Origin of the sequence: Streptococcus cuniculi (assembly GCF_001921845.1) — a bacterium.
Lineage (GTDB): Bacteria > Bacillota > Bacilli > Lactobacillales > Streptococcaceae > Streptococcus > Streptococcus cuniculi.
The window spans coordinates 91,671-115,538 of sequence record NZ_MSJM01000006.1; the positions used below are offsets into that span (position 1 = coordinate 91,671).

At 43.9% G+C, this 23,868-nt stretch carries 22 protein-coding genes, 1 tRNA gene, 1 other RNA gene and 2 pseudogenes; 22 read left to right on the forward strand and 4 right to left on the reverse strand.

Translation table 11 applies throughout. The annotated features are described in order from the left end of the window. Nucleotides 1-59 precede the first annotated feature (59 nt). The 15 genes from BU202_RS07420 (at nt 60) to BU202_RS07485 (ending at nt 15,168) form a co-directional block, all read left to right on the forward strand. Nucleotides 60-1,262 carry a competence/damage-inducible protein A gene (locus BU202_RS07420; protein WP_075105160.1) on the forward strand — a complete coding sequence of 401 codons (1,203 nt, stop codon included), beginning with the start codon at nt 60-62 and terminating at the stop codon, nt 1,260-1,262. Between the two features lie 34 nt (nt 1,263-1,296). Then, nucleotides 1,297-2,442, forward strand: a complete 1,146-nt coding sequence (recA, locus tag BU202_RS07425) for a recombinase RecA (RefSeq protein ID WP_075105161.1) — start codon at nt 1,297-1,299, stop codon at nt 2,440-2,442. 191 nt (nt 2,443-2,633) lie between these two features. Continuing rightward, nucleotides 2,634-3,032 (forward strand): transcriptional regulator Spx, encoded by a 399-nt coding sequence (gene spx, locus BU202_RS07430; protein WP_075105162.1) that lies wholly within the window; start codon nt 2,634-2,636, stop codon nt 3,030-3,032. A gap of 178 nt (nt 3,033-3,210) precedes the next feature. Beyond that, on the forward strand, nt 3,211-3,477 hold the full coding sequence (locus BU202_RS07435) for an IreB family regulatory phosphoprotein (RefSeq protein WP_075099514.1): 267 nt from the start codon (nt 3,211-3,213) through the stop codon (nt 3,475-3,477). Further along, nucleotides 3,477-3,896 (forward strand): Holliday junction resolvase RuvX, encoded by a 420-nt coding sequence (gene ruvX / locus BU202_RS07440; protein WP_075105163.1) that lies wholly within the window; start codon nt 3,477-3,479, stop codon nt 3,894-3,896. The genes BU202_RS07435 and ruvX overlap by 1 nt, the downstream gene beginning before the upstream one ends. 10 nt (nt 3,897-3,906) lie before the next feature. Further along, nucleotides 3,907-4,224: a DUF1292 domain-containing protein gene (locus BU202_RS07445; RefSeq protein ID WP_075105164.1), complete on the forward strand. Its 318-nt coding sequence runs from the start codon at nt 3,907-3,909 to the stop codon at nt 4,222-4,224. Nucleotides 4,225-4,823: 599 nt separating this feature from the next. Next, on the forward strand, nt 4,824-5,753 hold the full coding sequence (locus tag BU202_RS07450) for a helix-turn-helix domain-containing protein (protein ID WP_075105165.1): 930 nt from the start codon (nt 4,824-4,826) through the stop codon (nt 5,751-5,753). Nucleotides 5,754-6,037: 284 nt separating this feature from the next. Further along, entirely contained in the window at nt 6,038-7,288 is a 1,251-nt protein-coding gene (locus BU202_RS07455) for a bifunctional folylpolyglutamate synthase/dihydrofolate synthase (RefSeq protein ID WP_075105166.1), read from the forward strand. 261 nt (nt 7,289-7,549) lie between these two features. After that, the gene (locus BU202_RS07460) at nt 7,550-9,094 is read left to right on the forward strand and encodes a quinol oxidase (RefSeq protein ID WP_075105167.1); all 1,545 of its coding nucleotides are present in this window, start codon (nt 7,550-7,552) and stop codon (nt 9,092-9,094) included. A gap of 148 nt (nt 9,095-9,242) precedes the next feature. Beyond that, entirely contained in the window at nt 9,243-11,453 is a 2,211-nt protein-coding gene (nrdD, locus tag BU202_RS07465) for an anaerobic ribonucleoside-triphosphate reductase (RefSeq protein ID WP_075105168.1), read from the forward strand. Beyond that, the gene (locus BU202_RS10560; RefSeq protein ID WP_089503456.1) at nt 11,431-11,568 is read left to right on the forward strand and encodes a hypothetical protein; all 138 of its coding nucleotides are present in this window, start codon (nt 11,431-11,433) and stop codon (nt 11,566-11,568) included. The genes nrdD and BU202_RS10560 overlap by 23 nt, the downstream gene beginning before the upstream one ends. Nucleotides 11,569-11,657: 89 nt before the next feature. Then, nucleotides 11,658-12,161, forward strand: a complete 504-nt coding sequence (locus tag BU202_RS07470) for a GNAT family N-acetyltransferase (RefSeq protein WP_075105169.1) — start codon at nt 11,658-11,660, stop codon at nt 12,159-12,161. Beyond that, nucleotides 12,158-12,754, forward strand: coding sequence for an anaerobic ribonucleoside-triphosphate reductase activating protein (nrdG, locus tag BU202_RS07475; RefSeq protein ID WP_075105170.1), 597 nt, complete (start codon nt 12,158-12,160; stop codon nt 12,752-12,754). The genes BU202_RS07470 and nrdG overlap by 4 nt, the downstream gene beginning before the upstream one ends. A 98-nt stretch (nt 12,755-12,852) precedes the next feature. Beyond that, nucleotides 12,853-13,956, forward strand: a complete 1,104-nt coding sequence (gene glf, locus BU202_RS07480; RefSeq protein ID WP_075105171.1) for a UDP-galactopyranose mutase — start codon at nt 12,853-12,855, stop codon at nt 13,954-13,956. 132 nt (nt 13,957-14,088) lie between these two features. After that, nucleotides 14,089-15,168 (forward strand): LPXTG cell wall anchor domain-containing protein, encoded by a 1,080-nt coding sequence (locus tag BU202_RS07485; RefSeq protein ID WP_075105172.1) that lies wholly within the window; start codon nt 14,089-14,091, stop codon nt 15,166-15,168. 148 nt (nt 15,169-15,316) lie between these two features. Here the strand turns inward: BU202_RS07485 and BU202_RS07490 are convergent. From BU202_RS07490 to BU202_RS07500, 3 genes are all read right to left on the reverse strand, one after another. Further along, nucleotides 15,317-15,389 (reverse strand) — tRNA-Lys (locus BU202_RS07490). A 5-nt stretch (nt 15,390-15,394) separates the two neighbouring features. Then, nucleotides 15,395-15,590: non-coding RNA, 6S RNA (gene ssrS, locus BU202_RS07495), on the reverse strand. Nucleotides 15,591-15,690: 100 nt separating this feature from the next. Then, nucleotides 15,691-16,977, reverse strand: coding sequence for a replication-associated recombination protein A (locus tag BU202_RS07500; protein ID WP_075105173.1), 1,287 nt, complete (start codon nt 16,975-16,977; stop codon nt 15,691-15,693). 86 nt (nt 16,978-17,063) lie between these two features. Between BU202_RS07500 and BU202_RS07505 the strand changes: the two genes are divergently transcribed. From BU202_RS07505 to BU202_RS07525, 6 genes and pseudogenes are all read left to right on the forward strand, one after another. Then, nucleotides 17,064-17,534 (forward strand): DUF3013 family protein, encoded by a 471-nt coding sequence (locus BU202_RS07505; protein ID WP_075105174.1) that lies wholly within the window; start codon nt 17,064-17,066, stop codon nt 17,532-17,534. A 2-nt stretch (nt 17,535-17,536) separates the two neighbouring features. After that, nucleotides 17,537-18,445: pseudogene (locus tag BU202_RS07510) on the forward strand (GIY-YIG nuclease family protein). Nucleotides 18,446-18,455: 10 nt separating this feature from the next. Further along, a pseudogene (locus BU202_RS10475) lies at nt 18,456-18,554 on the forward strand (50S ribosomal protein L11 methyltransferase); the annotation flags it as partial. 137 nt (nt 18,555-18,691) lie between these two features. Further along, nucleotides 18,692-19,153 carry an NUDIX hydrolase gene (locus BU202_RS07515; RefSeq protein ID WP_075105175.1) on the forward strand — a complete coding sequence of 154 codons (462 nt, stop codon included), beginning with the start codon at nt 18,692-18,694 and terminating at the stop codon, nt 19,151-19,153. 137 nt (nt 19,154-19,290) lie between these two features. Beyond that, nucleotides 19,291-20,238: a 50S ribosomal protein L11 methyltransferase gene (prmA, locus tag BU202_RS07520; protein ID WP_075105176.1), complete on the forward strand. Its 948-nt coding sequence runs from the start codon at nt 19,291-19,293 to the stop codon at nt 20,236-20,238. Further along, nucleotides 20,239-20,982 (forward strand): 16S rRNA (uracil(1498)-N(3))-methyltransferase, encoded by a 744-nt coding sequence (locus BU202_RS07525; protein ID WP_075105177.1) that lies wholly within the window; start codon nt 20,239-20,241, stop codon nt 20,980-20,982. A 22-nt stretch (nt 20,983-21,004) separates the two neighbouring features. Here the strand turns inward: BU202_RS07525 and BU202_RS07530 are convergent, their stop codons facing one another. Beyond that, entirely contained in the window at nt 21,005-21,541 is a 537-nt protein-coding gene (locus BU202_RS07530; protein ID WP_075105178.1) for an STM3941 family protein, read from the reverse strand. 118 nt (nt 21,542-21,659) lie between these two features. Between BU202_RS07530 and BU202_RS07535 the strand changes: the two genes are divergently transcribed. Then, on the forward strand, nt 21,660-23,861 hold the full coding sequence (locus BU202_RS07535) for a RelA/SpoT family protein (RefSeq protein ID WP_075105179.1): 2,202 nt from the start codon (nt 21,660-21,662) through the stop codon (nt 23,859-23,861). Nucleotides 23,862-23,868 lie beyond the last annotated feature (7 nt).

Here is a 23,868-nt window from a genome sequence, read left to right on the forward strand (position 1 = left end):
GTTCTTTTTATGTTATAATCAAGAAAATATTTTACGAATAATAAGATGAGGAGGTTTATATGAAAGCAGAGTTGATTGCAGTTGGAACGGAGATTCTGACGGGGCAAATCGTCAACACCAATGCTCAATTTTTATCAGAAAAATTCGCCGAGTTAGGCATCGATGTCTTTTTTCATACCGCAGTTGGTGACAACGAAAAGCGTCTCTTGTCTGTCCTAGATATTGCGAGTAAGCGCAGTGATTTGATCGTTCTTTGCGGAGGGCTAGGGCCGACCGAAGATGACCTGACCAAGCAAACATTAGCTAAGTTTCTAGGTAAAAATTTGGTCTTTGATTCCACCGCTTTGGCCAAGTTAGACCGCTTTTTTGCCAGTAGAAAAGGACGCGTGCGTACTCCCAATAACGAGCGCCAAGCGCAGCTGGTCGAAGGAAGTAGGGCACTTCAAAATCCAGCAGGTTTAGCAGTTGGAGCTTTGATAGAAGAAAATCAAGTGACCTACGTCGTGCTACCTGGCCCACCCAGCGAGTTGAAAGCCATGTTTACAGAAAGTTTACAGCCCTTATTGCTTCATTCAAACCAAAAGTTGTACTCGCGTGTGCTACGCTTCTTTGGGATTGGCGAAAGTCAGTTGGTGACGATTTTGGCGGATGTGATTGAAAATCAATCGGATCCAACTCTGGCACCCTATGCCAAGACAGGTGAAGTCACCTTGCGCTTGTCTACAAAGGCAGAAGATGAAGAAACAGCCAAACAGAAACTCGATTGCTTAGAGCAAGAAATCCTAGCCCGAGACCATCTTGCTACCTGTCTCTATGGCTATGGAGATGACAATAGCCTTTCTAAGATTGTGGCCCGTGAACTAGAAGAGCAAGGTCTTCGTTTTGCCATGGTGGAAAACCTAACCGCTGGCTTACTCCAAGCAGACCTGACACTTTCTTTACAGAATCGTCAACTCTTTAAGGGAGGTCTAGTAGTGAGTGATGAAAGGGTGGATGTTCAGAAGGCTCAAGAATTGGCAGCCTTTATCTGTGAAGATTCCAAGGCAGATGTGGGACTTGCTTTGCTAGGAGAACTAAAGCCAGAATCACAGGCAGATAATGTGATGGCGACCTACTACATCGCTGTATCGGTACATGGCCAGCTAACTGTCACCGAGGTAGACTTAGGTGGCTATACGGAGCAACACATGCGCCATATTGCATGTTTACATGCCCTGAATACCATGCGTAACATTTTGTTAAACCATAAAAATTTGCTATAATGAACAAATAACGACAACTAGAGGAGAAGGAAAATTGGCAAAGAAACCAAGTAAAAAATTAGAAGATATTACCAAAAAATTTGGTGATGAACGTAAGAAAGCCTTAGATGACGCTCTAAAAACGATTGAAAAAGATTTTGGTAAAGGTGCGATTATGCGCCTCGGAGAGCGGGCAGAACAAAAAGTACAAGTCATGAGTTCAGGAAGTTTATCCATCGATATTGCCTTGGGTGCTGGTGGTTATCCAAAGGGACGGATTATCGAAATCTACGGTCCTGAAAGTTCAGGTAAGACGACAGTGGCTCTTCATGCAGTTGCCCAAGCACAAAAAGAAGGTGGTATTGCAGCCTTTATCGATGCGGAGCATGCACTTGACCCGGCCTATGCCCAAGCGCTTGGTGTGAATATTGACGAGTTGCTCTTATCTCAACCAGACTCTGGTGAGCAAGGACTTGAAATTGCTGGTAAGTTGATTGATTCAGGTGCCGTTGACCTCGTGGTTGTTGACTCGGTTGCAGCCCTTGTACCTCGTGCGGAGATTGATGGTGAGATTGGGGATAGCCACGTTGGTTTGCAGGCGCGTATGATGAGCCAAGCTATGCGTAAGTTGTCCGCTTCAATTAACAAGACCAAAACGATTGCGATTTTCATCAACCAATTGCGTGAAAAAGTTGGTGTGATGTTTGGAAATCCTGAGACAACGCCTGGTGGACGTGCGCTGAAATTCTATGCATCTGTCCGTATGGATGTTCGTGGAAATACTCAAATTAAGGGTAGTGGTGATCAAAAAGATACCAATGTCGGAAAAGAGACCAAGGTTAAAATCGTTAAAAACAAGGTCGCTCCTCCTTTCAAGGAAGCAGTTGTCGAAATCATGTATGGTCATGGAATTTCACAAACGGGTGAATTGATTGAGATCGGTAGCAATCTTGGCATCATTAAAAAAGCCGGTGCTTGGTATTCCTACAACGATGAGAAAATCGGCCAAGGTTCAGAAAACGCTAAGAAATACTTGGAAGAGAATCCAGAAGTATTTGCCGAAATCGATCGCAAGATCCGCGTTCACTATGGCTTGATTGAAGATACAGAGTCTGCAGCAGTTGCTGAAAAGACAGAAGTTCCAGCAGACATTCAAGATGTTGTTCTTGATTTGGACGGCGGGATTGAGTTAGAAGATTAAAAGCATAAAGAGAAAGAGGTGGAGATTTGTTCTCGCCTTTTTTGTATAAAAACACCCCGTTTTACGAATATTTTTATCAAATTTTACAAAATAATGAGGTAAAAAGTGAAAAATAGGTCTTTAGACTGAAGCCTTTCTATGGTATAATGGAGTATAATGTGTTTAAGAAAATGTAGCAAAGGAGAGACTACATGATTAAAATTTATACAGTTTCCAGCTGTACAAGTTGTAAAAAAGCGAAAAACTGGCTCAATGCTCACCAGTTATCATACAACGAGCATAATTTAGGAAAAGAAGCTATCAGCAAAGAAGAGATTTTAAATATTCTGACGAAGACTGAAAACGGGATTGCAAGTATTGTATCCTCTAAAAATCGCTATGCTAAAAATCTCGACTGCGATATTGAGGATTTGAGTGTCAATGAAGTGATTGAATTGATTACGGAAAATCCACGTATTTTAAAAAGCCCCATCCTAATCGATGAGAAACGCCTCCAGGTAGGCTATAAAGAAGACGACATCCGTGCTTTTCTACCCCGTTCTGTACGCAATGTAGAGAATGCGCAAGCTCGTCTGCGTGCAGCTCTATAAGGTACACACTAGAGAGAAAAGTTTGATTTTTTGGTCAAACTTTTTTTGTCGCAGATAATGGAATTTGTTGCGGATAACATCGAGCCTGCAAAAGCCGGTAATATAAGGTCGAATCATTGATAGTATAGACTAAATATGGTATAATAAAGGTAATAGAATAAGGAAAGAAGGTGTAAGTATGGGATTCACAGAAGAAACTGTTCGTTTTCGTTTGGATGATGTCAATAAACAAGAAATTAGCGAAACCTTGACAAATGTCTACCGTTCTCTCGATGAGAAAGGTTACAATCCAATTAACCAAATTGTAGGCTATGTATTGAGTGGAGATCCAGCTTATATCCCTCGTTACAATGATGCGCGGAACCGGATTCGTAAGTATGAACGCGATGAAATCGTAGAAGAATTGGTCCGTTTTTATTTGAAGGGAAATGGGATTGACCTCTGATGAGAATAATGGGATTAGATGTAGGTTCCAAAACGGTTGGAGTAGCGATTTCGGATCCTCTTGGTTTTACAGCGCAAGGATTGGAAATTATTCCGATTGACGAGGAGAAGGGCGAATTTGGATTTGAACGCTTGACAGAGCTGGTCCAAGAATATAAGGTGGACACATTCGTTGTCGGTCTACCGAAAAATATGAACAATACCAGCGGGCCACGCGTTGAGGCTAGTCAAGCCTATGGTGACCGTTTGGTAGAACGATACGGTTTGCCAGTCAAGTATCAGGATGAACGGCTGACAACGGTCGCCGCAGAGCGCATGTTAATTGAGCAGGCAGATATCAGTCGCGGCAAACGCAAGAAAGTGATTGATAAGTTAGCTGCACAACTCATTTTACAAAATTATTTAGATAGAACATTTTAAGGAGTAACACATGGCACACAACCACGAACATGATCATGATCATAACCACGATGAACGCGAGTTTATCACCCTAGTAGACGATAATGGAAATGAGACCTTGTTTGAAATTCTTTTGACCATTGACGGACAAGAAGAGTTTGGTAAAAATTACGTTCTCTTGATTCCTGCCAGCGCAGAAGAAGATGAAAACGGTGAGGTAGAAATCCAAGCCTACTCATACATTGAAAACGAAAACGGCACCGAAGGTGACCTCCAACCAATCCCAGAAGACGCAACTGCTGAGTGGGATATGATTGAAGAAGTCTTCAACAGCTTTATGGAGGAGTAAAAACGTCCGGGGGACGTTTTTAGCCTCGCTCTAAGAAACTAGAAATAGCGAGTATTCCAGTGGATGTTTTTAGCCCTGTCCCCAGAAATTCGAAAGGACAGGTTAACCATAGTGGACGTTTTTAGCCTCGCTCTAAGAAACTAGAAAGAGCGAGTATTCCAGTGGATGTTTTTAGCCCTGTCCCCAGAAATTCGAAAGGACAGGTAAACCAGAGGGGACGTTTTTAGCCTCGCTCCTAGAAATTCGAAAGAGCGAGTATTCCGGTGGACGTTTTTAGCCTCGCTCCAAGAAATTCGAAAGAGTGAGTATTCCAGTGGATGTTTTTAGCCCTGTCCCCAGAAATTCGAAAGGACAGGTAAACCAGAGGGGACGTTTTTAGCCTCGCTCCAAGAAACTAGAAAGAGCGAGTATTCCGGTGGATGTTTTTAGCTCTGCTCTAGAAAAATCTGCTTGATGAATAGCAACCCATATCTGCGATTGGATATTCCAATCGTAGATTTTTTTGTCCCAAGGTTGCCTGTTACCAGTCGGAGATGAAAATTGTCATGCTTTATTATTTTTGGTATAATATATAGATATTTCTAGGAGTGTGATGAAGTATGAAGAAGGAAGGATTTGGAGAGAAAGTTCGGAGATTGAGAGAGGAACGTGGCTGGACCAGAGAGCAGTTTTGCGATGACGAGCGGGAGTTGACCGTACGCCAGTTGACACGGATTGAACATGGGATATCGAAGCCCACTTTGACTAAAATATTTTTTATTGCGCATCGATTGGGTTTATCTTTGTTTGAGCTGATGCCTGATTATATTGATTTGCCAGATCAGTACGTGAAGCTCAAATACGATATTTTACGTACTCCTACATATAATCGGGCAGATTTAATTGACAAGCGAAATGGCAAGCTGAAACAAATTTATGACCGATTTTATGACCAATTACCAGATATAGAACGGGTTGCCATTGATGCCTTGCAGTCAACCATTGATGTATTAGAGACCAAGTCAGACATATTCGGCAGGGAGATTGTCAAGAAACATATCCCGCGGATTGAACGTAAACGAAAATATGATGTGAATGATTTATTGGTTATCCATCTTTTTATGGAGCATGCCTATCTGTCCAATCTGAGGAAGAAGTCTGATAGCAGGAAGATGTTTTTAAAGCTGGTGGCAGAGTTGCCCAAACAAGTCATGCTGATGGAGCCAGAGGATCTCTTTGTCCTTAGAAATGTCATGTTTGCAACGATTCGTGTGCTGGGAGCCAAGGAAATCTGTGACCCTATTCCAGCCTTGTTTCAGGGGCTTGATCAGATTATGCAGATTACACAAGATTTTCAAAAATATCCGATTTTTAGTATGCTTCGTTGGAAATATGAACTCTTGGTTCACCGCGATGTCAACCGAGCCTCTAGCTACTGTAAAGAAGCGATGGTATTTGCTAAATTGATGGGAAATCTACACTTGATGGAGCAACTGCATGCACAGTGGCGACGCGATACCAGTGAATTTATGACATTTTTGTCCTGTTGATTCTTTTGATGGTCTATTATACTAAGATCATCAAAGGAAAAGGAGGTAAGAATCTTGAAGACAGTTCATTATAGTGTCGCAGTCGATTGGTCTGATTGGTGGGTGAAATAACCCGCCATTCTTTTTTGATTTTTTAGGTTAAAGTTGATACTATAGTCAAATGAATGGACTTTCAGACAAGGAACTTAAGACGCAGACAGTACTGAAGTACGGCAAGTCGAAAGTGACGATGTATCAAAGTTCATTCAAAAGACTATATAGAGAAAGCGTTGATGGAGGTAAAGATGACGAGACTAGAGAAATGGTTACAAACTAAGCAGGGAAAAGTTTACCGCTATAAGATGGAGAAAGTCCAATATGCTCTTGATTTGCTGGGTCATCCCGAGAAAGGCTTGCCCGTCGTTCATGTGGCAGGTACCAATGGAAAAGGCTCCACCATAGCCTTTTTAAACAGTTTGTTGCTCGCTCAAGGCTTTCGGGTTGGAACATTTGTTTCTCCACATATGGTCACGATTTATGACCGGATTTGTATCAACGGTCGGCCGATTCCAGAAGCCCTCTTCCAGAAATTGGCGGAGCAGATTTTTGCTTTGGAACAAGAGGTGGAGCGGGTCTATGAACCCTTTCGCTATTTTGAAGTGATGACCCTCATCATGCTTCTTTATTTTAAGGACCAGGGGTTGGACTTTGCTTTGGTTGAAGTTGGAATCGGTGGATTGCTGGATACGACCAATGTAGTGGAGCCCTTAGCGACCTTGATTACCTCTATTGGTTTGGATCATCAGGACTTGCTCGGTCATCGTTTAGAAGCGATTGCGGAGCAAAAAGCAGGTATTATAAAGCCAGGCGTTCCTGTACTCATTGGCCCATTGCCATCTTCTGCGGTAGAGATTTGCCGTAGGCAGGCTAGGCTACAAGAAGCGCCAATCTACTGTGAGGGGGTGGATTTTTCCCTCCAGAATGGCCTCTTTACCAATGCGACACAAAGGCTTGAGAGACTAAGGCTAGGCTTGGTTGGGCAGCATCAGGAAGAAAATGCAGCTCTTGCTTTACAGGCCTTTTTTCTCCTGATGGAACAGCGAAACGTTTCAATCGACATGGAGATGGTGCGTCGGGCACTAGAGACAACGACGTGGGCAGGGCGTTTAGAAAAAGTGGGACAGCAGGGACAAATCTATTTGGATGGAGCCCATAATCTTCCTGCCATTGAACGATTGGTAGCATTTATCCAGTCTCTTTCAGCGGAACGAGTAACGATTCTTTTTTCAGCTTTGAAACGAAAAGATTTTCGAGAAATGTTGGAGTATCTCGAAAAAAATGTGCCACAGGCTAGATTGGTACTAACAGGCTTTGCCTATGACGGTGGTATCAATGAGATGGATTGTCCCGAAGAACTGCATTACGAGGCAGATTATAGGCAATTTATCAAAGAATGGGAAGAAACTGCTTCATCAGACGAGGTACTGTTTATTACAGGGTCGCTCTATTTTATTTCAGAGGTTCGGCGTCAGTGGAAAGACGTTTTCGCCAGTTAGAAAAAGTGGGTACTGTTGTTAGGATAACCACACACATTTAAAGGACTGGAAAGTGTTTGGCTTCGCATGAGAGAATTCTTTTACGAATAGATAGGTATGACAGATCAAGAAATAGCTATCTTTTTAGAGGAGTTCCAACGGCAAGCCTATCATCGTTTTCGGGAATTAGAGCAGTATGCTCGAATCGTAAACCAGCGAAATAAGAAATGACAGACGGTATACTTTTTGTTATAATAAAATGAATTGTGTAAGGAGAATCCAATGACAGAGACAGAAGTGACATACAGTCGTTCAGAGAGCTATTCAAGACGCGGTCGTCGTGTTCGCCAGAGTAGACAACCACTATTTAATGAAGAATTTCAGCACCATATGCCAAAGACCAAGGTGATGCCTTCTTTGTTGTGGAGCTTAGTTTTGAGTTTGCTTAGTGTTGCCAATCCCTTGTTGACCTCCTTTGCGACAAACATGCAATCACAGGATTTGTATGCAGGATTCGCGATGCACGCAGGTCAGAGTCCCTACGGTCAATTTTTTGGTACGAGTGGAGTGCTCTATTATTTATTAGTATATGTTGGTTCTTCATTTGGGACAACACTTGGGCTGGTTGTCTTGCACTGGCTTGTGCTTTCAGCAGCAGGGATTTATTTTTATAAAATCTGCAGTTACTTCAGCCAATCAAGCCGTGTCAGCTCGAGATTACAAACCTGGTTTTACTTGTTTATCCTAGCCTTGAGCGTTGGCGGTGTCCAAGCCAGCTTGTTTGCCTTACCGTTTGTAATAGCAGGTCTATGGTTTTTGTTACGGTATTTTGAACGAGCAACTCGGGATGAAGGGTTCATTTTATATGGAGTATACGGCGCGATTGCTTTTTTAATCTATCCTAAGAGCATCTTGTTGTGGGTAGTTTCCAGCCTTGTATTGACCATTTATAATACGAACCAGCGACAGTTCGCAAGGGGTGTCTATCAGGCCTTAGCGACAATCTTTGGTTTTCTTCTAATCGTTTATTCTGTGGGGTATTACACCTTTGTAGAGCAAGTGTTGGGAGCGGCTATTCAACAGACTTTCTTCTATGAGTTTGCCTTGAATATTTCATATAGCGGTATCCTTTGGACGCTGGCTCAAATCTTTTTGTTCTTGCTCCTATCAGGATTTTTAAAGAATCTCTTGCAGCTATTCGTGTCAATGGGACAGGGGAAATGGGTGTATTTCAAGGTCCTTGTTGTGATGGCTTTTGCAGTCCAGCTCCTATTTTTAATAGCAGATGGACACTTTGAGTTGAGCCATTTGGTTATCCTCTTGCCCTACGGCTTTATCATGGGCTTGATTGAGCTATCTTCTAGCGTTTCCAATGAAGAATTTTTAGCGAAAAAGATGGCGCATTATTCCTACCTCCAATCTCACATCTATCTACCATTACTTGCTGTGCTGCTCCTCTTAGTAGTGAAGCCAGTTGTTACCTATGTTATGACGAACGATGTGATGCAGGAACGTCAAGAAGTGTCTCGCTATATTAAGGAGAACTCTGAAAGTTCAGATACAATCTATGCATGGGATGATAGCGCTCAGATCTATCTCCAGAGCGAGCGTCTTTCAGCAGGAGAAATTTTGACAGCTACGCCTTACCTAGATTCCAAAGCCAATCAGGATGGTCTGACCTTTGATTTGAACAAGAACAAGGCGCGGTATATCGTTGTGAATACGCAGGTGGCTCTGTTGGATAGAGTAAAATCGAACATAGAAAGCAATTACGAAAAAGTAGATTTGGGAACTAGTCAGTTGACTTTATACGAGAAAAAAGAATGAAAATGATTGTGTAAGCAGTCATTTTTTATTATAAAACAATCTATATATTGTGTGTTTTTTTAAAAAATTACAATTTTGCTACTAGATGTTGATTTTATGATAGCGAAGTGATACACTATAGAAAGACAGAGAAAGGAGAGAATGTGAAATGGTAGTACAAACAGAACGGGTTATTGTACCAGAAATTTTAGTATTAAAACGAGACGGGCGGACAGTAGCCTTTGAGGCGGAGAAGATTTTGGCGGCGCTTGGTCGGGCCAATGATGAGATGGCACACCCTTGTTCGCAAGCGGCCCTTGATCAAGTGACTCAGGCAGTGCTAGCGGAGATTGGTCGGCGTTTTCATCAGGATATTCAGATTTATGAAATCCAGACCATTGTCGAGCAGGAATTGTTGAAAGCCCACTTGTATGAATTAGCAGAACTGTATATTCAGTATCGCACCAAGCGGGATTTTGAGCGCCATCAAGCCATGGACATCAATTTTACGATTGAAAAGCTCTTGACCAAAGATCAGACGGTGGTCAATGAAAATGCCAACAAGGATAGTGATGTCTTTAATACCCAGCGGGATTTGACGGCAGGTATCGTAGGCAAATCTATTGGGCTCAAGCTCCTGCCAGCCCATGTGGCAAACGCCCACCAGAAAGGGGATCTTCATTTCCATGACTTGGATTACAGTCCCTATACGCCCATGACTAATTGCTGCTTGATTGATTTCAAGGGGATGCTGGCCAATGGCTTTAAGATTGGGAATGCCGAGGTAGAAAGTCCTAAGTCGATTCAGACAGCGACGGCGCAGATTTCACAAATCATTGCCAATGTTGCCTCCAGCCAATATGGAGGTTGTACGGCAGACCGTGTAGATGAGTTGCTGGCACCTTATGCCGAGTTGAATTATCAAAAGCACTTGAAGGACGCAAGAGAGTGGGTCTTGCCTGAAAAGCAGGAAGAGTATGCCCGTGAAAAGACCCAAAAAGACATCTATGATGCCATGCAGTCCTTGGAGTATGAGATTAACACCTTATTTACCTCAAATGGTCAGACACCTTTTACTTCCTTAGGATTTGGTCTAGGAACATCATGGTTTGAGCGGGAGATTCAAAAAGCGATTTTACGGATTCGGATCAAGGGCTTGGGGAGTGAAGAGCGGACGGCTATTTTTCCAAAATTGATTTTCACCCTCAAACGAGGCTTGAATCTGGAAGAAGGTAGTCCTAACTACGACATCAAGCAGCTGGCCTTGGAATGTGCGACTAAGCGGATGTATCCTGATGTCTTGTCCTATGATAAGATTATTGATTTGACGGGCTCTTTTAAAGCACCGATGGGTTGTCGCTCTTTCTTACAGGGCTGGTTGGATGAAAATGGCGAAGAAGTCAATTCTGGCCGAATGAATCTCGGTGTCGTGACCCTCAATCTTCCGCGGATTGCCATGGAATCTGGCGGAGATATGCTCAAGTTTTGGGATCTTTTTGAGGAACGGATGGGGATTGCCAAGGACGCCTTGGTTTATCGCATGCACCGTGTCATGGAGGCACGTCCAGCCAATGCACCGATTCTGTACCAGTATGGTGCTTTTGGCAAGCGCTTGGGCAAGGACGATGAGGTAGGGCAACTTTTCACCAACCGCCGTGCGACGATTTCTCTCGGCTACATTGGTCTCTATGAAGTCGCAACTGTCTTTTATGGTAGCGATTGGGAGACCAATCCAGCAGCCAAAGAGTTTACCTTGGACATTGTTCGGATGATGAAAGAGCGTGTCGGGGCTTGGTCAGATGAGTATGATGTGCATTTTTCGATTTATTCAACACCATCTGAAAGTCTGACAGACCGTTTCTGCCGTTTAGACCGAGAAAAGTTTGGGTTGGTCAAGGATATTACGGATAAGGAATACTATACCAATTCCTTCCATTATAATGTGAGCAAGAATCCAACTCCGTTTGAAAAATTAGAATTTGAAAAAGAGTATCCAGAAGCGGGTGCGACAGGTGGATTTATCCATTATTGTGAATATCCTGTTTTGCAGCAAAATCCTAAGGCCTTGGAAGCTGTCTGGGACTTTGCCTATGACCGTGTGGGGTATTTGGGAACCAATACTCCGATTGATCGCTGTTATGAATGCCATTTTGAGGGGGACTTTACACCGACTGAACGGGGCTTTAAGTGTCCAAACTGTGGCAATACGGATCCAAAGACTGTCGATGTGGTCAAGCGGACCTGTGGCTATTTGGGCAATCCACAGGCTAGACCTATGGTCAATGGCCGTCACAAGGAAATTGCTGCGCGTGTCAAACACATGAACGGTTCAACAATATATATAAAAGGAGATGAAAATGGGAAAGTATCAACTAGATGATAAGGGCAAAGCCCTTGTAACACGCTACCACGAGAAACATTCCAAAGGTGGCCTCAAGAAAACAGACAAGATTGCCCAGTTGCGGGAACAATTTTTAAAAAAACAAGGGAAATAAGATGGGACAGCTCAACCTGTCTGAACGATCAACATGAATGAGGCTGGGGATTTTGTCCCAGCCTTTACATCATAAGTAAGGAGTAGGCTATGGAATTGAGACGACCGACTTTGGCGGATAAAGTGGCGATTCTAGAGATGGTGGAAGAATTTCGTACGGCTAAGAGTGCCACGGATGGCTTTTTTGGTGGAGAGAAGTTTGAGTATGAAGAGTGGCTTGAAACCAACGCTGCTGCTGAGATGGGCTTGGGACTTTCAGCTGGATTTGTGCCTTTTATCCAGTATGTCTCCTTCGATGATACAGGCAGAGCGCTGGGGTTTGTCAATCTGCGCTTGCGACTCAATGAACACTTGCTTAATCACGGCGGTCACCTTGGCTATAGTATCCGTCCTAGCGAGCGAGGAAAGGGGTATGCCAAGGAGCAGTTGCGTCTAGGATTGTTGGAAGCAAAGAGAAAAAATATTTCTCGGGTGCTTTTGACCTGCCATGTGGATAATGAAGCCAGTCGCAGAACCATTCTCTCCCAAGGTGGACAGTTGGAAAATCAAGTTGGGGAGACGGAGCGGTACTGGATTGACTTGGAGGAGTTATGAATAATCCCAAACCACAAGAGTGGAAAAGTGAAGAATTGAGTCAGGGAAGGATTATTGACTACAAGGCCTTTAACTTTGTGGATGGCGAAGGGGTGCGCAATTCCCTTTATGTCGCAGGTTGTATGTTTCATTGTGAGGGCTGTTATAATGTGGCCACTTGGTCTTTTAAGGCAGGCATTCCTTACACCAAGGAGCTGGAGGAGCAAATCATGCAAGACCTTGCTCATCCTTATGTACAGGGGCTGACCCTGCTAGGTGGTGAGCCGTTTTTGAATACGGGAATTTTGCTTCCCTTGGTCAAGCGGATTCGAAGAGAGTTGCCTGATAAGGACATTTGGTCTTGGACGGGCTATACCTGGGAGGAAATGATGCTGGAGACGCCGGATAAGTTGGAATTGCTGCGCCATATTGACATCCTAGTCGATGGACGTTACGACCGCACAAAACGCAATCTCATGTTGCAATTTCGGGGATCGTCCAACCAGCGCATCATCGATGTGCAGAAATCTTTAGCCCAAAATCAAGTCGTGATTTGGGAGAAATTGCAGGACGGAACGAATCAGTATGAACAAATCAAACGGGATGAACCATAGTCTCCAAATTATGATATAATGGTACCATTATGCTCGAAGAAAATGGCAGAGGATTTTTTGACGAGTAGAATGCTTAGACTAGGGAAGAGAGTGAAGAGATGTACGATTATCTGATTGTTGGAGCAGGTTTGTCTGGAGCAGTATTTGCCTATGAAGCGACCAAGCGTGGAAAAAAAGTAAAAGTGATTGACAAGCGAGACCATATCGGAGGCAATATCTATTGTGAGTTGATAGAGGGCATCAATGTCCATAAATATGGGGCGCATATTTTCCATACATCCAATAAACGAATCTGGGACTATGTCCATCAATTTGCGACCTTTAACCACTATATCAATGCTCCTGTTGCCAATTATCAAGGGAAGTTGTATAATCTGCCCTTCAATATGAATACCTTTTATGCCATGTGGGGTACGAAAACACCTCAAGAGGTCAAGGAGAAAATTGCGGAGCAAACCCAGCATTTACAGGATACAGAGCCTCGGAATTTAGAGGAGCAGGCCCTGAAATTGATTGGAAAAGATGTCTATGAAATCCTGATTAAGGGCTACACAGAAAAGCAGTGGGGACGTTCTGCGACAGATTTGCCACCCTTTATCATCAAACGTCTACCAGTTCGCTTTACCTTTGATAATAACTACTTCAATGATCGCTACCAAGGGATTCCAGAGGGTGGTTATAATGTCATCATCGAAAAAATGCTAGAGGGAATTGAGTTGGAGCTTGGGGTGGATTTCTTTGAAGAGAGGTCAGCATGGGAGGCGCAGGCGAACAAGGTGGTCTTTACGGGCATGATTGACCAGTATTTTGACTACAAGCATGGGGAGTTGGACTACCGCGGGCTTCGCTTTGAACACGAGGTGCTGGACACAGATAATTTTCAAGGAAATGCTGTGGTCAACTACACAGAAAGAGCAGTACCCTATACTCGGATCATTGAGCACAAGCACTTTGAATTTGGAACCCAAGAAAAGACGGTCGTCACCAAGGAATATCCAGCCGATTGGAAAAAAGGGGATGAACCCTACTATCCTATCAACGATGCAGCAAACAATGCCATTTTTGCCAACTATGCCAAAGAAGCAGAAAGCCTGAAGGACAAGGTCATTTTCTGCGGTCGTTTGGCAGATTACAAGTATTACGATATGCATCTAGTCATCGAGCGCGCGCTTGAAGTTGTAGAAGCGGAGTTTGGGGAATAAGTAGAAAAAACACTAGACTGGTTGTTGAGCGGTCTGGTGTTTTTGTGTTCAATATGAATAGTAGGCTTGTTATTTTAGGCAGGATATATTATAATGAAATCTAGGCATTACATAAATCAGGAGAAAATTATAATGAAGCGATATGTTACCTTATTAGCGTGTCTGGGAATATTTAGCATCGGTGTGACTCAGACTGTTTTTGCGGAGGCAGGTGCTCCTACAACTAGATCAATGCAAATGGCAGATTTCCATATAAGTTCTGGTGGATATACAAATTTAACAGAACAAGAGTTGTCAGAGATTATACAGGCTCAATTGGTGAAGGACTATCATGTGTTTTATGGTGAATTTCTGAAAGAAATTGCTGAAGGATTTGGAGCAGAGGCCCAGAAAGCAAAAGAAGATTATGAGCTTGTGAAAGAAAATCCTAGCATTTCAGAATCTGATAAGTTGCAGAAACGTTTCGTTCAACAATTGGCCCAAGGGGCCAGTACAGGTGCATGGCAAGTGACTGCAGATTTTCCTTTATTGACGAAAGATACGTTACAAGAAGCTCAAGCCATATTGGATAGATACGGTGTAACGGATACCGATGATAATATGGATGAGACGCTATCTCCAGATCAAGAAAAGTTTATTTTGACCAAGATAAAGGAATTCTTAGTGGAGAAAAAAGAGCGTAATGATAAGTACATGAAAGCTAAAAAGGTTAGAGATGCAGAGCAAATGGCTGAGTATGAGGCGATTTTGAAGGATCCGAATAAATCGGAACAAGATATTTTGACGGCATCTCAGCGCTACGGCTACAGTATAGGTACAGGCTTTGTACCAGATATTACTCCTCTGTTGGAGGAAGTCGAGAAACGTTTAGCTGCACTTGAAGGGCACAATACTTCTACTCCTTCTACAGGAGTAACGACTTCAACTAATTCGACTGTTCAATCATCAAATACAATGCCTTCTTCTACTAGTACTGGCACAAGTAATAGCACCAGTACAGCTACTTCAGTCTTACCGGATCAGTCAACATCCTCAACATCGTTTTCAGCTCCTAACCAGACGGCAGAAGGAAAGCCAGTAGCTACACGTATTTTACCGCGTACAGGTGAGAAAGCAACCACTCTTGCAATATATGGAATGGTGACGTTGACCTTATCTAGTCTCTTAGTTGTCATTGCAAAAAATAGAAAGTCTAAAAAAGTTGAGTGTTAATGGCTGAATATAGAATGGTATTGGTATTTCGATTTAAGTCAAAGAGAAGTAGGTGTGAGAAGGACTTAGGTCCTTCTTTTTTATGATCGTTTGAGAGGAAAATACCAAAAAAGCCTTGCAGTACAAGGCTTTCGGAGATATGCGAACATCCTCCCTGTAGGGATCGAACCTACGACCCACGGATTAAGAGTCCGCTGCTCTGCCAGCTGAGCTAAGGAAGGAAAAGAAAAACGCTGTATTGGTACCGGTGATTCATGAATTGTATTGATCCCGCACAGTAAGTAGCAGGTGGGTAACTCGTTTCTAACTTCAGTCGCTTCCGTGTGAGACGGCCTGCATACTGTTAGAAAACACTTGTTTCCCTAGTAATACAAAAATAGTCGGTCAACACATAGGTATGAATTCGTATACCACAGCAGTTCTTATCTATGTATTTATCTTATCATATTTTGAAAAAAAATCAAGAGAAAATTCGCAAAAAAGAAAGCGTTATCATAGCGAGCGGGGTTTTTGCCTACTCTATCAAGGGTTTTGGGCTTTTCGATTTTTTAGTTCGGTGATTTTTTCCTGGGTCAATTTGAGGGCTCGCTCGTATTTTCCAGTCTCGTTTGGCTCAAAATAGTGCTGATGGACGAGTTTATCTGGCAAATATTGTTGGTTTACCCACTTTTCGGGGAAATTGTGGGGATAGAGATAGTCTTGGGCGTTGCCCAATTCTTGACTGCCCTTGTAATGCCCATCGCGGAGGTGGCGCGGAATGGGGAGGTGGCCGTTTTTCCTGAGATCCGCAAGAGCCTGATCCATGGCAAGATAGGCAGAATTGGACTTGGGGGATAGGGCGAGGTCAATCACGATATTGGCAATGGGAATACGGGCTTCGGGGAAGCCGATTTTTTGAGCTGCTTCAAGGGCGGTCACCGTGTGAATCTGGGCATCAGGATTGGCAAGTCCAATATCCTCGTAAGCAATGACCATGAGCCGTCTGGCAAGGCTGGGCAAATCTCCAGCTTCAATCAAACGCGCGGCATAGTGGAGACTGGCATTGACATCACTTCCGCGAATGGATTTTTGCAGGGCAGAGAGGACATCGTAATGTCCATCTCCGTTTCGATCCATGGTGATATAGCTTTTTTGCAGGCTATTTTCCATCGTGTCAAGGGTGATATGGCGAATGCCATCCTTGTTTTCGGGTGTTGAAAGAACGGCTAATTCGAGGGAATTAAAGGCTGAACGCAGGTCTCCGTTGGTGCTGGTGGCGATGAAATCCAGCGCATCACCGTCTAGGCTAACCGGAAAGTCAAATCCACGCTCGGAATCTGACAGGGCAGTCTGAACGGCTGTCTTGATGTCCTCATTGGAGAGAGGTTCCAGCTCAAAAATCTGAACGCGACTGCGGATAGCAGGTGTCACGGAAAAGAAAGGATTTTCTGTGGTGGCTCCAATCATGATGAGATTGCCATTTTCCAACAAAGGCAGTAAAAAATCTTGTTTGGTCTTGTCTAGGCGATGAATCTCGTCCAGAAGTAGAATCAATCCTCCTGAAAATTTGGCTTCTTCAGCGATTTCTTGGAGGCGTTTTTTGGTGTCAACAGTGGCATTGAAGGTGCGAAAGGCATACTTGGAGGTTCCTGCAATGGCGCTTGCGATACTGGTCTTTCCAATCCCTGGTGGGCCGTACAAAATCATGGAAGACAGGCGTTTAGCTTCCACCATGCGGCGGATGATTTTTCCTTCTCCGACCAAGTGGCGCTGTCCGATGATTTGATCAATCGTTTTGGGGCGCATGTTAAGAGCGAGGTTATCGATCATGTGGCTTCATCCTTTCTATCTTTTTAGCTGGTTTTATGGTACACTTATCTATATATTCTATCATAAATAACGCAAAGTGAGGCAAGATGAGCAAGTACGGATTTTTAGATGTATTGGATAAGACTATGGAGCAACAGTTTCCCTATGATTTTGAAATCAATTGGGACAAGAAAAACCATGCGGTCGAGGTCGCTTTTTTGCTGGAAGTAGAAAACAGCGCTGGCATTGAAACGGTCGATGATGAGGGAAATGCGACGACAGACGACATTTTCTTTGAAGAAGCGGTCTTGTTTTACAATCCCTTGAAGTCAAGGGTCAAGGAGGAGGACTACTTGGTGAGTATTCCCTATGAGCAGAAAAAAGGCTTGTCCAGCGAGTTTATCGCCTATTTTGTCCAGTTTTTAGCAGAGACAGCAGAAAAAGGATTGGATGACCTCATGGACTTTTTAGGAGATGATGAGACAGAAGAATTTGCGATTTCTTGGGATCAGGAAGCCTTTGAAAATGGCAGAGCAGCTCTTGAGGAAAGCGATTTTCACCCGTATCCGAGGTATTAGCCATGGCTCATCGGAGTAAAAATATCAATATTTTTCTGATGGATGGAGATGTCACAGGACGCATGAAGTGCACCTTGTCCAACTGGACAGGAGTCTTGTATAAAATTCCTCGCATTCAACTTGCTAGTCTAAAGGAGCGTGACGAACTCAAGCAGAGTGGGATTTATTTTCTGTTTGGTAAGGATGATGAGACCCAGAAGGACATTACCTATATTGGCCAAGCAACCACTCGAAAAAATGGAGAGGGTGTTCTGTTGCGTGTGCAGGAGCATACCAGAGATTCCCATGCAGATTATTTCAACGATGTGATTATTTTGACGACACAAAATAACTCTTTTGGGCCGACAGAGATTAGCTATTTGGAAAATTCATTCACCAATCTTGCAAAGGAAGCGTGACGTTTTGTGGTCAAAAATGGCAACGAACCCAATCCAGGTCATGTAACCGAGGAAAAGCAGGCAGAATTAGATGAAATCATTGAATATGCACTCATGATTATCGGTACGTTAGGCTACAAACTATTTGTGCCCATTATCCAGCCAGAGATTGTTCATTCTGAGAACATTCAAGATGATGCCCAGCTACTCTATCTCAGACGAAAGACAAAGAAATCTAAGCAGGAAATGAGAGCAACTTGCAAACGAACTGCAGAAGGCTTTGTGGTTTTAAAAGGGAGTATGGTGGATCTGATTGCTGCCCCGCATCTTTCTCAATCCGTGCAAGAGCTAAGAGAAGAGCTGGCAAAGAAAGGTGTCATTCAAGAAGGTATATTGCAGCAAAATCAGCTGTTTAATAGTGCTTCAACAGCAGCTATGTTTGTTTTGGGAATGAGCGCAAACGGGCGGACAGAGTGGAAAAATCAGGTGGGTGTAACTTTAAAAGAACTAGAAGAGCAAGAAATAAACGAGTAAAGGAGAAACTATGTGGCAGGAATTACGGGTAGAGCTTGAGCGAGAAGGCGAGGAGATGGTGTCGAATCTCTTGATTGAGCTGGGCGCGCAGGGCGTTGCGATTGCCGACTAATTCAAAAAGAAGGCTGGTTAGCAAGTGTAGCTATTTACCCAAAAGAACAAGGGAAAGTGTATGCTTCATTAGCGATTACTCTCCTGAGCAAATTAAAAAATACGGTGCCATTGGCATAGAATTGAAGGTTATGGATGAATTTACTTGATAAGCGTTTTAATTTTTCGGGTTCAAAGATTGCTTTGCTGAAAGATGACCAGATTTTGACTGTCTTACGTGATGATATTCCTACGATTCCTTATCCAAATACATGGGATTTACCTGGTGGTGGACGAGAAGGCAATGAAACTCCTTTTGAATGTGTTCAACGTGAAGTTTTTGAAGAATTGGGTATCACGATTTCTAAAGAAAGTATCGGCTGGGTAAAGGCCTATCCAGGTCTGATTGATTTGACCAAAGACTCCGTTTTTATGGTGGGAGAGATTTCTCAAGACCAAATCGACAAGATTGTTTTTGGGGATGAAGGACAGGGATGGAAGATGATGCCGATTGAATATTTCCTGTCAGATGATCAAGTCTACGAGAGTTTGAAAGGACGATTGAGGGATTGGATGAGTCAAGAATCTAAACGAGACAAAATGATAGACGAGATCTAAGGACAAGATTTTTATAAGGCAAAAATGAAATAGAAAGGAGAGTTCAGTTTAATATAAAGGGTTAAACTGAACACGGGACTAATTTTCTAGGAAAAAAGATAAAACTGCCTAGACGCGAGCGTCCCTTTGTATCTTATATGTGGAACGAACTTACCATTCACATTTTGCGTGAGGCTGAGGAGGCGGTTTCTAACCTCCTTATTGAAACTGGCAGTCAGGGGGTTGCGATTGCGGACTCTGCTGATTATATTGGTCAGGAGGATCGCTTTGGTGAACTTTATCCCGAAGTGGAGCAGTCCGATATGATTGCAATCACGGCCTATTACCCTGATACTATAGACTTATCTGAAGTTACGGAGAACCTTCAAGCTGGTCTTGAAAGACTGGCTAAATCTGGAGTGACATTGGGCGATTATGTTCTTGATTCAAAAGAATTGGCCGAAGAAGATTGGGCGGACAATTGGAAGAAATATTACGAACCAGCACGGATTACCCACGATTTGACCATTGTGCCGTCTTGGACCGATTATGAGGCAACAGCGGGTGAGAAGGTTATTCGCTTAGATCCTGGTATGGCCTTTGGGACAGGTACGCATCCGACCACCAAGATGAGCTTGTTTGCCCTTGAGCAGGTCTTGCGGGGAGGCGAGCGAGTGCTTGATGTGGGAACAGGAAGCGGTGTGCTTTCGATTGCGAGTTCTCTTTTAGGTGCAGGTGAAATCTATGCCTATGACCTTGATGAAGTGGCGGTGCGCGTCGCGCAGGAAAACATTGATCTCAATGCGCATACGGACAATATCACGGTGCAGACAGGGGATTTGCTTCGTGGTGTAGAGCTGGAGGTAGATGTCATTGTGGCCAATATCTTGGCTGATATCCTGGTGCATTTGACAGAGGATGCTTATCGCTTACTCAAAGACGAGGGGTATCTCATCATGAGCGGGATTATTGCGGACAAGTTGGATATGGTCTTAGAAGCAGCTTATCGTGCAGGATTCTTCCTTGAAACTCAGATGATTCAAGGAGAATGGAATGCCCTTGTATTGAAAAAAACGCATGATATTTCAGGTGTCATAGGAGGCTAGATGCAACAGTATTTTGTAAAAGGTGAGGCCAAATCAAGTGTCGTCATCGAGGATAAGGATACCGTCAAACACATGTTTCAGGTCATGCGGCTGGCAAAAGATGACCAAGTGGTACTTGTCTTTGATGACGGCATCAAGCGCTTGGCGCGTGTGGCTGATGAAAATGACCATCGCTTTGAACTAATCGAGGAATTGCCAGATCAGGTTGAATTGCCAGTAAATGTGACCATTGCTTGCGGATTTCCCAAGGGAGATAAATTAGAATTTCTCGCTCAAAAGACAACAGAGCTAGGGGCTAGTCAACTTTGGGCCTTTCCAGCAGACTGGTCGGTGGTCAAATGGGACAGCAAGAAGATTGCAAAGAAAGTTGAAAAATTGCAGAAAATCGCCTTGGGAGCAGCAGAGCAGAGCAAGCGCAATCGAGTACCTGAGGTGAACTTGTTTGCAAGTAAGGCGGAATTTCTAGCGATGCTTAATCAGTTTGATACGATTCTCATCGCCTATGAGGAATCTGCCAAGGCAGGAGAGCGGGCTACTTTGGTCGAGGCTCTTTCAAAGAGTTCAAATGGTGATCAGATACTCTTTATCTTTGGTCCTGAAGGTGGATTGTCGCCTGATGAAGTCGCACAATTTGAAACAAAGGGTGCCCACAAGGTCGGGCTTGGTCCACGGATTATGCGGGCAGAGACCGCTCCTCTCTATGCTCTATCAGTGGTGAGCTTTGCTTTAGAAATGCAACAATAAAAAAACTTGCATATGCAAGTTTTTATTGTATAAACTTATCCCCATATTGATGAAGAATCGCATAGTAAACCTGTTGAGGAGTTTGGCTGCTAGTTGTCAAAACGATGTTGACCAAGGGAAAACCCATTTTGAGGTTTGCCTTAGAACTATATTTTTGAAAAGCATTCATCTTAGCCAAATACTTATCGTTGTCTGTTAGGGTAACAGAGATGTAGGTCTGATTGAGGTGGGGTTGGAGGTGGATATAGGAGATATCCTCCCACGGAATAAAGCCGATTGAAATGGCAGAAGACTTGTCTGTTATGCCCTTATCATCAACGGTGAGAATGGGAGGGAGCTGTTTAGCAAAGATACATTTTGTATAAAATACAAAGGACCAGCCGAAAAAAGCAACTCCCATCACACCGACCAAAATGAACATCAAGGACAGAATGGGAATGTGTAGCTCACTAGAATAGGCAAAGATACAGAGGCCTGATATCAAGGTCATAAATAAGGAAAGGATACTCAATACGCCATAGCGGCTTTTCTTACTTGTCACAATGATTGGTTGGTTCATGACTTTCTCCCTTAGAGTATTTTTATTTATTATAGCATAAAGATAGGGTTTGAGCCTTTTTCTTTTTTAGCTAAAATGGTAAAATAGGAACAATAGACGGCAGGAAAAGGAAGAGAATATGAAAGAAATCAATCTAACAGGAGAAGATGTCATTGCTCTGACGGCCCAGTATATGCCAGAAGAAGATGTGGCCTTTGTACGCAAGGCGTTGGAGTATGCTGTAGAAGCGCATAGTCAGCAGTTCCGCAAATCAGGCGAGCCTTACATTATCCACCCCATTCAGGTGGCTGGGATTTTGGCAGGATTGCAGCTGGATGCGGTAACGGTTGCCTGTGGCTTTCTTCATGATGTGGTAGAAGATACCGATGTGACGCTCGATGAGATGGAAGCAGAGTTTGGCTCTGACGTGCGGATGATTGTGGATGGAGTGACCAAACTGGGGAAGGTCGAATACAAATCCCACGAAGAGCAGTTGGCAGAAAATCATCGTAAGATGTTGATTGCCATGTCCAAGGATATGCGGGTAATCTTGGTCAAATTGGCGGACCGCCTGCACAATATGCGGACCTTGAAGCATTTGCGTAAGGACAAGCAGGAGCGGATTTCACGTGAAACCATGGAAATCTATGCGCCGCTAGCCCACCGTTTGGGGATTTCTTCTATCAAGTGGGAATTGGAAGACATGGCCTTTCGCTATTTGAACGAGACGGAGTTCTACAAGATTACGCACCTCATGACCGAAAAGCGCAGGGAACGGGAAGCCCTAGTCAATGAGGTGGTCGATAAGATTCGTGAATTTGCGAGCGAACACCATCTCCACGGGCATATCTATGGTCGTCCCAAGCATATTTATTCGATTTATCGGAAAATGCACGACAAGAAGAAGCGTTTTGACCAGCTCTATGACTTGATTGCCATTCGCTGCATCATGGAAACTCCGAGCGATGTCTACGCTATGTTGGGCTATATCCATGAGCTGTGGCGTCCCATGCCCGGTCGATTTAAGGATTATATTGCCAATCCCAAGGCCAATGGCTATCAGTCGATTCACACGACGGTATATGGTCCAAAAGGACCGATTGAATTTCAGATTCGGACCGCAGAAATGCACCAAGTGGCAGAATACGGGGTGGCAGCGCACTGGGCCTACAAGCGTGGTGGCAAGGCGACAGCTAGTCAGCAAGAGCTCAAATGGATCAATAACTTGATTGAGTTGCAGGCGGATGCTGGTGATGCGCAGACCTTTGTGGACTCTGTCAAGGATGATATTTTCACCGAGCGGATTTACGTGTTCACACCCGACGGTTCGGTCAGAGAATTGCCTAAGGATTCGGTGCCGATTGACTTCGCCTATGAAATCCACACCAAGGTCGGAGAAAAAGCGACAGGTGCCAAGGTCAACGGTCGGATGGTACCCTTGACGACCAAGTTGAAAACAGGCGACCAAGTTGAAATTATCACGAGCGCCAATTCCTTTGGTCCGAGCCGTGACTGGATCAATCTGGTGAAAACCCACAAAGCCCGCAATAAGATTCGTCAGTTTTTCAAAAATCAAGACAAGGAATTGTCGATTACCAAGGGGCGTGAGCTAATTCAGAACCTCCTACAGGAAAATGGCTATGTGGCCAACCAATATCTGGACCGCAAGCACTTAGACGATGTATTACAAAAAACGAGCTACAAGACCGATGAGGCGCTTTTTGCGGCTGTTGGTTTTGGAGAAATTTCAGCCATGTCTATCTTCAATCGCCTGACAGAAAAAGAGCGGCGGGAGGCAGAGCGGGCCAAGGCAAAAGCTGTTGCGGACGAATTGGTCAACGGTGGTGAGGTCAAGCAGGACAATAAGGACAGCTTAAAAATTCGCCACGAGGGCGGTGTTGTCATCGAAGGAGCATCTGGTCTCTTGATTCGCCTGGCCAAATGTTGTAATCCAGTCCCTGGAGATGCGATTACAGGCTACATTACCAAGGGACGTGGTGTAGCGGTTCACCGCGCAGATTGTATGAACCTGAAAAGTCAGGAAAATTACGAAGTGCGCTTGATTGATGTGTCTTGGGAAGATGAGCCGTCCAGCAAGGAATACATGGCCAATATCGATATTTATGGTCTCAACCGCTCAGGTCTTCTCAACGATGTCTTGAAGGTCTTGACCAACTCCAGTAAGAATATCTCCTCTGTCAATGCCCAGCCGACCAAGGACATGAAATTTGCGACTATTCACGTCTCTTTTGGGATTCCCAATCTGGCAACCTTGACCAGCGTGGTCGATAAAATCAAGTCTGTACCAGAAGTATACTCGGTCAAACGAACAAATGGGTAGGTGTGTA